The following is a 9,895-nucleotide window of genomic DNA, read 5'->3' as shown; positions in this document are numbered from 1 at the left end:
CCCGCCGGCGCCCGTGCCCCCGGCGCCCGGCGGCCGGACTGGGACGACAGCGCCAAGCTGGAGGCCCTGCGCAGCCGAACCCCGCAGAAACAGCGCCAGAAGGTGCACATCATCGGCGAAAACGATGATGCCCTCACCGCCGAAACCGGTGGCTTTGCCGGCGAGCAGGAAGCCCTGGTGCTCCAGGCCAGCCTGGCCCGACCGGCCAAACCCCGCACCCCTGGCGGCGCCCAGGCCAAGCCCACGGTGGCGGTGCGCAAGCGCAAGAAGGAGACCACACGCCAGCGCCAGCGGCGCCGTGCCATGGAACTGCGGGCCTCCCGCGAAGCCAAGGCGCTGCGCCCCGAGATGCTGATCGTGCCCGAGGGCAACCTCACGGTGCAGGAACTGGCCGACCGCCTCGGAGTGGAGAGCTCCGAGATCATCAAATCCCTGTTCTTCAAGGGGATCATCGCCACCGTCACCCAGACCCTCGACCTGCACACGATCGAGACGGTGTCAGAGGAGTTCGGCGTGCCCGTCCTCCAGGACGACATCGAAGCCGCGGCCAAGAAGACCGTGGAGATGATCGAGGACAGCGACCTGGCCCACCTGATCCGCCGGCCCCCGGTGGTGACCGTGATGGGTCACGTTGACCACGGCAAGACGAGCCTGCTTGATGCCATCCGCAAGACGCGGGTGGCGGCGGGCGAGGCCGGCGGCATCACCCAGCACATCGGTGCCTACCAGGTGGATGTGCCCCACGGCGACGACACCCGCAAGATCACCTTCCTGGACACCCCGGGCCACGAGGCGTTCACCGCCATGCGGGCCCGCGGCACCAAGGTCACCGACGTGGCGGTGCTGGTGGTGGCCGCCGATGACGGCGTCCGCCCCCAGACCCTGGAGGCGATCAGCCACGCCCGCGCCGCCGAGGTGCCGATCGTGGTGGCGATCAACAAGATCGACAAGGAAGGGGCCCAGCCCGACCGGGTCAAGCAGGAGCTCTCCGGCCTGGATCTGGTGGCGGAGGACTGGGGCGGCAACGTCGTGATGGTCCCTGTGAGCGCCATCAAGGGCGAAAACATCGACAAGCTGCTGGAGATGATCCTGCTGGTCACCGAAGTGGAGGACCTGCAGGCCAACCCCGACCGGATGGCCCGGGGCACGGTGATCGAGGCCCACCTGGACAAGGCCAAGGGTCCGGTGGCCACCCTGCTGATCCAGAACGGCACCCTCAAGGCCGGCGACGTGCTGGCGGCGGGTCCGATTCTCGGCAAGGTGCGCGCCATGGTCGACGACACCGGTAAACGGGTCAAGCAGGCCGGCCCCTCCAGCGCTGTGGAGGCCCTCGGCTTCAGCGAGGTGCCCACCGCCGGCGACGAGTTCGAGGTGTATACCGATGAGAAGAGCGCCCGGGCCGTGGTGGGCGACCGGGCCACCGAGGCGCGGGCCACCCGACTCGCCCAGCAGATGGCGTCCCGGCGGGTGTCCCTGGCCTCGATGTCGGGCCAGGTCAGCGAGGGCGAGCTGAAGGAGCTCAACCTCATCCTCAAGGCCGATGTCCAGGGCAGCGTGGAGGCGATCCTCGGATCCCTCGAACAGCTGCCCCAGGAGGAGGTTCAGGTGCGGGTGCTGCTGTCGGCCCCTGGCGAGATCACCGAAACGGACGTCGACCTGGCGGCGGCTTCGGGCGCCGTGATCGTGGGCTTCAACACCTCGATGGCCTCCGGTGCCAAGCGTGCCGCCGACGCCACCGGCGTGGATGTGCGCGATTACGACGTCATCTACAAGCTTCTGGAGGACATCCAGATGGCCATGGAGGGCCTGCTGGAACCGGAGCTGGTGGAGGAGAACCTGGGCGAAGCAGAAGTGCGGGCCGTGTTCACCATCGGCAAGAGTGCCGTCGCCGGTTGCTATGTCACCAACGGCAAACTGCAGCGCAACTGCCGCATCCGCGTGCACCGCGGCAAGGAGCTCGTCTACGAAGGCGATCTCGATTCGCTGCGTCGCAACAAGGACGACGTCAAGGAGGTGGCCACGGGCTTCGAGTGCGGCATCGGCTGCGACCGGTTCACCGGCTGGCAGGAGAGAGATCGGGTTGAGGCCTTCAAGTTGGTCACCCAACGCCGGACCCTCAACATCTGATCCCGTGACACCCCGCAGCGAGCCCCTGCTCTGGCTCCAGCTGATCGGCGTTGGGGTGTTGCCTCTTGAGGCCCTGCTGTTGCTGCTGGTGCTCGCCGGCAGCGACCCTGGCCCCCTGCCGGGGCTGGAGCGCCTGCTCTGCTGGGCGATCGGCGCCCTGGCGCCGGCCCTGCTGCTGATGCGTCGCCCCGCCGACGTCTGGTCGTTGCTGCTGCTGCAGACCCCCCCGAAAGGCCGCCGGGAGCTGCAGCGCCGGCTCAGCCGCCTCCAGGCCACCCCTGCGCTGACGCTGGCCACGGCCGTCGGTGCCGCCCTGGGCCTGCCCCTGCTGTGGTGGATCGACCGCCAGGCGGCCGTGGCCTCCCCCGTCTCCCCCTTCAGCGCCTGTCCGCGCCTGGTGGCCCTGCTGCTGGCGGCCCTGTTGCTGGCGTTGATGCTGTGGCAGTGGCAACAGCTGTTCCAGTCCCTGTGGCTGCTTAGCCGCAAGCCAGAGACGGTGGCCGGGACCGCGCCGCTCAGCCTGGGGGAACTGGAACAGCAACGCCTCAGCCTGGGCCTGCCGCTGCTGCTGCCAGAGCCGCTGCTGCTGCCAGAGCCCCAGAAACTGTCGGAGCCTTCAGCCGTCGTCCCGGTTGCGGTCGAACCAGAGCAACGCACCGAAAAGGCTGAGGGCACCGACCTGGATCAACAGGTCCCCTGAGGCCACCTCCGAGCCGGCGGAGGCCCGCAGCGCCATCGTCGCCAGACCAAGGCCGGCGGAGGCCACCAGGGCAAACCACAGCGCCCGCCGCAGCCCCCGCCAGGGTGTCTTGGCTTCCGCCAGCAAGCGCCGGCGCAACTCGGGATCCAGGGATCTCTTCGGGTCGGATCCCATGGAATGGCGTGCAGCGGGTGGCGATCCGACGAATGCTAATTTCTTGGCCGATGCCGGTGTAGCTCAGGGGTAGAGCAACTGATTCGTAATCAGTAGGTCGTCGGTTCAAATCCGATCACCGGCTTCTCTGCTCACCCCGCCCCAGGACCCGTTCCGGGGCCAGCTCCGAGGCGTTCTCGCTGGGTGGCATCCGTGGCGATACTCGGACCATGGATGATCTCAGGACGCGCCACGAGCAGCTGCTGGAGAGCCACCATGGAGCTCTGAGGGAAGCGGCCGAGCAGCTTCTGGCGGAGGCGACCTGGTCACTGGCCACCACGGCCCTGCTGCTGACGACCCAAGGCCCGGAGCGCAGCAGGGTGATGGCCGTGGGGGATCTCGGCCGCTGGATCGATCACCTGGGGCCGGATCTCGACAGCTTCGTGAGGCTGCGCCGCCAGGGCGTTGGTACCGAGGAGGCCTACGCCCGGTGCCGCGAGCTGGAGGGGGACACGTTCCTTCTCGCCTGGCAGGCCATCCAGGGAAGCCATCCTTTGGTGAGCCACGACGATCTCAACCGCTTCGCCGTACTGTCACAACAGGGATTTGCCAGAGCACCCAGAAACATGCTTGTGGTGGTGAACTGGGGGGATCAGGTGACAGCGTTCCTGGTGTCCTGTGATCGCTTCCAGCGAGAGAGACAACGTCCACGCGTGTGATTAGGACGCACTCCGAGATACCCGCCTCGGGTCGGGGCTGGCGTTCAGTCCTCGTCTTCGGTGGATCCCGCGGGAATCAGGCGGATCTGCTTGCGGCCCAGTTTGATCTCGAATTCATCGCCAGGCTGGAGGTCGAGCATGGCGGTGTAGGCCTTGCCCACCAGAAGATTGCCGTTGCCCTGGACAGTGGCCACATAGCTGAGCTTGCGGCCGCCCTTGGACGCACCCTTGCCGCCACCTTCACCCAGGCTGACGCCCTTGGCTTCCAGCAGGGCCTCATAAAAGGCCGTGAAATTCAGACGCTCAGCGCCATCCTTCTTGGTGCTGACGTAGCCGCAACCACGCACCAGATCGGATTTCGAGACATCGCCCAGCTCCTTGACCTTGGCCAGGAGATCAGATCCGGTGAGCATGGGGAGCAAACAAGCCTTACAAGACGCACTATAAAGGTTTATCCCCCTGTCGTCATTAGAGGAGCTGCCGATACACGCCAAAGGCCTACTCGCATCTGAATCCTTTTCTGCTGCCAGGGCTGGGCTCAGCACAACGCAACCGGCCACTCCACCTTGAGCACGTCGAAACTGTCGCCACCAAGACGGTTCAGCTCACCGGCGGCGCGCACCGCCGCTTCATGGGTGTGGAACAGATAGGCCTCCATCGGATCGCTCACATCCCCCAGACCCTGGTCGTCGGGACGGATCGAAACGTAGGAGCCGTTCGATAGGCGCTGCAGCACATAGCGCTCGGCCTGGGTGCACTCCAGGGGATGGGCCGGATCGATGTCGGGTGCCCAGAAATGCATCACATCCGCCTCGAGTGGCTCTTCTGAGCTACTCCAGCGAACCGTACCCCCGTGGGAAGGCGCCACATGTCGTTGCAAGCTGCGGGCGTCAGCGGATCACGTCTCGTTGCCGCCGAAGTCATCGTCGTATCCCTGGTAGGGCTCGAACTCACTCCAACCGGGACTGGCGTTCTGGAGCAGTCCATAGCGGGCGTCGACATCATTCATCAGGGTGTTGCCTGTGGGCACCGTGTCGCAGGTGATGGAGCCATCGGCAGCGGTGACGCAATTCTCGAACTGCACGTTCGCCAGAAATTGGCCTCTACCCCCGACCAGCGAAAGCACCAGCCCACCAGCCAGACCAAGGGCAAGGAGTGCCGGTGAGCGCCGGGCCTCACGGGGTTGCTGTTCGTTCGCCATCACCGGGGAGCATCTGCTGGGATGATGGCACCGCTTGAACACACGCACCCATGTACACCGACTGGACCGCCGTGATCCTGCTGCTGCTCACGGCAGCACCGCTGGCGGCGGTGGTGGCCACCACCGCGTTCTTCATCTGGCGGCGGAAGCGGACGTCGCGTTGACGATCCGGAAGAACAGTCCGTCGCCAGCCATCGCCTTGGTGTGCCCCTGGCCCAGGCAATCCAGGCAGGTGCGGTACCGCTGGTCATCAATCCTCAGCAGACCACTACCGCCGCACTGGGGACATCGGCACGGTGCGGTGGAATGGCTCCTCGAATCGGCGGAGGGAACCTGAAAGGACATGGCCACTTGGCGAGTGATTGTTCTGATCTCCTCACTGTGGCCGACCCAGACCCCTTGAATCCCGAAACCTTCCTTAAACCTTTTCCCCCTCGGCCCGCTTCGGGTGCATGCAGGTGTCCAGAGCCTGAAGCGACAGGCTGGCCACCAGCTCCCGGGCACTGAGTCGGCTGCCCGCTGGCACCAGTTCCAGGCTGGCTGCCAGGCAGCCGATCACCGCTGGGGCATCCAGGCCGAGGCTGCGCAGACCGGCCAACCCTTCGGCCCCCTCCCGCTTGCTCAGCCGCTCGCCCCTGGGGTCACGCCAGAGGGGCACATGGGCATAGGCAGGCGCAGGGAAGCCGAGGGCGGCCATCACCGCCACCTGGGCCCCGGTGGAGGGCCAGAGGTCATCCCCACGCACAACCTCGCTGATCCCCATCAGCAACTCGTCAACGGCGGTGGCCAGGTGGTAAGCCACCACGCCGTCGGCCCGCCGCAGCACCACATCCCCCACCGCGGTGGGGCCGTCCTGGCGGCCGCAGGGACAGCCGCGCTCCTGCCAGCCCAGAACACCCGGCTGCAGGCGCAGGCGCCAGCTGGGCAGGCGACCGTCCTGGGGCCCCCACAAGGGCGCCCGATCCCGGCAGTACCCCGGGTAGACCGCCAGGGCCCCATGGGGCGCGGATACATCGGCCAGCAACCTCCGGCTGCAGCGGCAGGGGTAGAGATGGCCGGCCCTGCGCAGGGCCGACAGAACGGTGGCATAGACACCGCGATGGGCGCTCTGACGGACCACCGGGCCGTCCCAGTCAAGGCCGAGCCAGCGGAGGTCGTCAAGGATGGCAGCCTCGGCACCCAGCCGGTTGCGGGGGGTGTCGAGATCGTCGATGCGGAGCAGCCACTCCCCACCCCTGAGCCGGGCTTCAAGCCAGCTGAGCAGGGCGGTGCGGAGATTGCCCCGGTGCAGGGGACCCGTGGGGGAGGGGGCGAAGCGGGTCCGGTAAGCCTGACATCGTCGCCCCACACCCTGGGCAAGCTGGGCTTGGAGGTGGTGGGGAAGCCGCAGCGCCGGGGCCGGAGCCCCGGCGGCCACTGGCATGGCGAAACGGCCCTGGCTGCGGATCAGCCCTGAACCTTGTCCTTGAACAGCTTGCCGGCGGTGAAGGCGGGCACGCGTTTGGCGGGGATCTTGATCTTCTCGCCGGTCTTGGGATTCAGACCCTGGCGGGCGGAACGCTCCCGGGGCTCGAAGGAACCGAAACCGAGGATGGACACCTTCTTGCCCTCAACCACAGAGTCCACGATGGTTTCGATGGCGGCATCGACCACGAGGGAGACGTCGGTCTTGGTGAGCTCCGTGCGGGCAGCCACGATGTTGACGAGATCAGCTTTGTTCATGGTTGTGGGTAAGCCTCCGGATAGGTGGCGATGGCGGGGTTCGGGACGTCGAGTGATGGAGGCGAATCGGAAGTCCCCGACCGCCCGATGCGCTCAGCGCGCCAATCGTATGGGTCTTGCGGCGAGGCCGCAACTAGAAAAGTCCACTCATGACAGCGGTTTGGGGGTCATGGGTCCGCCGGGGGGCTGGAGGGCCAGGGCCTCCAGATCCAGGTCGCGGATCAAGGAGGCCCCCTGCTCCACCAGCTTCGGGCCCCTCAGGGCCCCCAGTCCGGCGCCGCTGGCGATCCAGTCGGGGGATCCGGCCGGCAGCCACTGGCGCAGGCGTTCCACGCTCCGAAGCTGGCGTCCCCAGTGAAAGGTGCCCCGCAGCCGCAGGGGCGCCACGCGGGCCGGCGCCACCGGAACCAGCAGTCGGCCGCAGAACAGCCCGTCCGGGCCCGCGCCGCCCAGCGGGGACACATGCACCACACAGGCCCCGGGGGAAGGCCCCGGCGTCCAGAGCAAACGCACGTCCGGGCCGAGTTGGTGCTCGCTGGCGAAGGTGTGCAGCGGATCCACACCGGGCAGGAGGTAAGCCTCCTGCTCCTGCACCAGGACCGGCCATCCCAGGGCCTGCTGCAGGCGGCGGCAGCGGCCGTGGCCGTCGCGGCCGGTGAGCAGGATCCAGGCCTGGGCCCCGCCACTCCCACCCGGCCGATGGCGGGGGCGACCCGCCAGGAACTGCAGATTGGCCCGCGTGAAGGCGGGGCCGTCGATCAGCAGGTCGGCGCCGGCCGTCTCGATCAGCCAGGCGCTGCCCCCCTGACTCTCCCGGCTGGGCGCGAACAGCCACAACCCCGGCGCCACCGGCAAGGGCGGTCGGCCCTCCTCGGGCGGCAGCAGGGAAGCGTCAGCACTGGCCATGGCCCCATTGAACCTCCGGCGGCAGCTTCCGAAGGCCCGACGTACCCTTGGGGGCAATCCAGGCCAGTGATTTGTCGGCGACCCGGATCGGACATCCCTGGCCACTGGGGGCCTCCGTCACCCGCAGGGGCGTCAATTTTTCCGTGGTGGCCCCGTTGGCCACACGCATTGAGCTGCTGATCTTCGCCGACGGCGAGGCCCGAGAACCCCTCGAGGTGATTGAACTCGACCCCTGCCACCGCTCAGGCGAGCACTGGCATGTGGAGGTGGAAGGCCTGGGCCTGGGCTGCTGTTACGGCTACCGCGTCTTCGGTCCGATCCAGCCCGGCAGCCATGGATTCAATCCCTCCAAGGTGCTGCTCGACCCCTGCGCCAGGGCCGTCACCGGCTGGGAGGGCTATCAGCGGGGCGCGGCCGTCGGGGCCATCCCCAACGCCTCCGCCTGCCTCAAGGGGGTGGTCACCGAGCGGGACCGGTTCGACTTCGACGCCGCCCCCCGGCCGCGCCATCCGTGGCAGAAGAGCATCATCTATGAGCTGCATGTGGGCGGATTCACCCGGGGCAACGGCTGCCCGGTGCCAGCCGAACGACAGGGAACCCTGCTGGGGTTGATCGACACCCTGCCCTACCTCCAGGAGATGGGGGTGACGGCCATCGAGCTGCTGCCGGTGATGGCCTTCGATCCCCAGGACGCCCCCAACGGTCGCTTCAACCACTGGGGTTACAGCCCCGTGAGCTGGATGGCCCCCCACCCGGCCTACCTGGTGGACAGCGACCCGTTGCAGGGACGGCATGAGGTGCGCCAGCTGGTGACCGCCTGCCATCAGGCGGGCCTGGAGGTGATTCTGGATGTGGTCTACAACCACACCAGCGAAGGCAACCAGCAGGGCCCCACCCTGAGCTGGCGGGGGTTCGGCGACGCCCTTTACTACCACCAGACCGCCAAGGGCGATTACCTCGACGTCAGCGGCTGCGGCAACACCATCGCCGCCAACCGTCCCCTGGTGCGGCGTCTGATCCTGGAGTCGCTGCGGTGCTGGAGCACCGAACTGGGCATCGACGGCTTCCGCTTCGACCTGGGCATCGCCCTGACCCGGGGCGAGGCGCTGGCTCCCCTCGATGCCCCCCCCCTGTTCGAGGAGATGGAAGCGGATCCTGACCTCAGCGATCTGAAGGTGGTCAGCGAGCCCTGGGACTGCGGCGGCCTCTACCGGCTCGCCGACTTCCCCGCCCGGCGGGTGGCCAGCTGGAACGGCCGCTTCCGCGACGATGTGCGCCGCTTCTGGAAGGGGGACGACCGCAGCACCTGGACCCTGAGCCAGCGCCTGTCCGGCAACCCGGACCTGTTCAACGGTCAGCCGTCGCCGGTGGGGCGCACAATCAATTTCCTCACCGCCCACGACGGCTTCACCCTGGCTGACCTGGTCAGCTTTGACCGCAAGCACAACCTGGCCAACGGCGAGAACGACCGCGACGGGGACAACCACAACAACAGCTGGAACCACGGCGTGGAAGGGCCCTGCAGCGACCCGGGGGTGCAGACCCTGCGTGACAGGCAGCTGCGCAACCTGCTCGCCTCCCTGTTGCTGGCCCCCGGGGTGCCCATGTTGCTGATGGGGGACGAAGTGCGCCGTAGCCAGGGGGGCAACAACAACACCTGGTGCCAGAACAACCCCCTGGGCTGGATGCACTGGCAACCGGACGCGGGCGACCTGGACCTGCGCCGTTTCCTGAGGCGCCTGATCCAGCTGCGTCAGCGGCTGGCCCCCCTGCTGAATCAGGAGCTGCCCTCCACCCCCAGCGGACAGGTCAGGGACGCGGGCAACCTGCCCCTCTGGCGGGAGTGGCACGGACTCGAACTGGGCAAGCCGGACTGGGCCAGCTGGTCCCACTGCCTGGCCTGGAGCCTCCACGACGCCAGCATCGGGCCCCTGATCTGGTGTGGGATGAACGCCTATTACCAGCCGATGCAGTTCGCCCTGCCGCCCCAACCGGCCGGCTGGCGGCGGGTGATCGACACGGCCATCCCCGGCGACCACGACCTGCCCGCGACGTCCGAACCCTGGCTGCCGGCCACGGCCCCCCTGGAGAGCCGCAGCCTGATGCTGCTGGTGGCCACGCCCCTGCTGGAGGACACCCTCGTGGACGCAACCTCCAGGGCCGACACCTCCCAGGCCAAGGCTGCTGGAAAGAAGAAGAAAGCGGGCGGCGGGAATCGAACCCGCATCATCAGCTTGGAAGGCTGAGGTTTTACCACTAAACTACGCCCGCGGCAGTACAGAAGTACTGGAGCTGGTTCGCCGGAACCGGCTGCAGCATTATGACCTGCACCGGCCTGCCAAGACCGGATCACCGACACCGGACGAC

Annotated in this window: 11 protein-coding genes and 2 tRNA genes; 5 read left to right on the top strand and 8 right to left on the bottom strand. The window is 67.7% G+C overall.

Features of this window, described 5'->3' with window-relative positions:
* Both infB and VB739_RS10145 read left to right on the top strand, forming a co-directional pair.
* Positions 1-2,127 (top strand): translation initiation factor IF-2 (infB, locus tag VB739_RS10150; RefSeq protein WP_323356950.1); only part of this gene is annotated, 2,127 nt, incomplete at its 5' end.
* A 4-nt stretch (positions 2,128-2,131) separates the two neighbouring features.
* Positions 2,132-2,827: a low-complexity tail membrane protein gene (locus tag VB739_RS10145; protein WP_323356949.1), complete on the top strand. Its 696-nt coding sequence runs from the start codon at positions 2,132-2,134 to the stop codon at positions 2,825-2,827.
* Here the strand turns inward: VB739_RS10145 and VB739_RS10140 are convergent.
* On the bottom strand, positions 2,744-3,001 hold the full coding sequence (locus VB739_RS10140) for a DUF3493 domain-containing protein (protein WP_323356948.1): 258 nt from the start codon (positions 2,999-3,001) through the stop codon (positions 2,744-2,746). The two genes, VB739_RS10145 and VB739_RS10140, sit on opposite strands and share 84 nt — an antisense overlap.
* Before the next feature lie 52 nt (positions 3,002-3,053).
* Here VB739_RS10140 and VB739_RS10135 point away from each other — a divergent pair.
* Both VB739_RS10135 and VB739_RS10130 read left to right on the top strand, forming a co-directional pair.
* A tRNA-Thr gene (locus VB739_RS10135) sits at positions 3,054-3,125 on the top strand.
* Between the two features lie 85 nt (positions 3,126-3,210).
* Positions 3,211-3,699 (top strand): hypothetical protein, encoded by a 489-nt coding sequence (locus VB739_RS10130; RefSeq protein WP_323356947.1) that lies wholly within the window; start codon positions 3,211-3,213, stop codon positions 3,697-3,699.
* A gap of 44 nt (positions 3,700-3,743) precedes the next feature.
* Here VB739_RS10130 and VB739_RS10125 read toward each other — a convergent pair whose 3' ends face one another.
* The 6 genes from VB739_RS10125 to VB739_RS10100 all read right to left on the bottom strand — a co-directional run bounded on the left by VB739_RS10125 (position 3,744) and on the right by VB739_RS10100 (position 7,528).
* On the bottom strand, positions 3,744-4,112 hold the full coding sequence (locus tag VB739_RS10125; RefSeq protein ID WP_216910245.1) for an AbrB family transcriptional regulator: 369 nt from the start codon (positions 4,110-4,112) through the stop codon (positions 3,744-3,746).
* Between the two features lie 125 nt (positions 4,113-4,237).
* Positions 4,238-4,501, bottom strand: coding sequence for a hypothetical protein (locus VB739_RS10120; RefSeq protein ID WP_323356946.1), 264 nt, complete (start codon positions 4,499-4,501; stop codon positions 4,238-4,240).
* A 96-nt stretch (positions 4,502-4,597) separates the two neighbouring features.
* A complete protein-coding gene (locus VB739_RS10115; RefSeq protein ID WP_323356945.1) occupies positions 4,598-4,900 on the bottom strand; it encodes a lactate dehydrogenase in 303 nt (100 codons plus the stop codon).
* A 418-nt stretch (positions 4,901-5,318) separates the two neighbouring features.
* Entirely contained in the window at positions 5,319-6,290 is a 972-nt protein-coding gene (gene gluQRS / locus VB739_RS10110; RefSeq protein WP_416233318.1) for a tRNA glutamyl-Q(34) synthetase GluQRS, read from the bottom strand.
* 56 nt (positions 6,291-6,346) lie between these two features.
* The gene (locus VB739_RS10105) at positions 6,347-6,622 is read right to left on the bottom strand and encodes an HU family DNA-binding protein (RefSeq protein WP_015110525.1); all 276 of its coding nucleotides are present in this window, start codon (positions 6,620-6,622) and stop codon (positions 6,347-6,349) included.
* Positions 6,623-6,769: 147 nt separating this feature from the next.
* Positions 6,770-7,528 carry an MBL fold metallo-hydrolase gene (locus VB739_RS10100; protein ID WP_323356943.1) on the bottom strand — a complete coding sequence of 253 codons (759 nt, stop codon included), beginning with the start codon at positions 7,526-7,528 and terminating at the stop codon, positions 6,770-6,772.
* A gap of 71 nt (positions 7,529-7,599) precedes the next feature.
* Between VB739_RS10100 and VB739_RS10095 the strand changes: the two genes are divergently transcribed.
* Positions 7,600-9,774, top strand: a complete 2,175-nt coding sequence (locus tag VB739_RS10095) for an isoamylase (protein WP_323356951.1) — start codon at positions 7,600-7,602, stop codon at positions 9,772-9,774.
* Here the strand turns inward: VB739_RS10095 and VB739_RS10090 are convergent.
* Positions 9,729-9,799, bottom strand: a tRNA-Gly gene (locus VB739_RS10090). The genes VB739_RS10095 and VB739_RS10090 overlap by 46 nt on opposite strands.
* Positions 9,800-9,895: the final 96 nt, after the last annotated feature.

This window comes from Cyanobium gracile UHCC 0281, from assembly GCF_034931305.1.
GTDB classification, from domain to species: Bacteria; Cyanobacteriota; Cyanobacteriia; order PCC-6307; family Cyanobiaceae; genus Cyanobium; species Cyanobium gracile_A.
The sequence above is the reverse complement of the archived record's forward strand: the minus strand, read 5'-3'. Positions and strand labels throughout refer to the sequence as shown.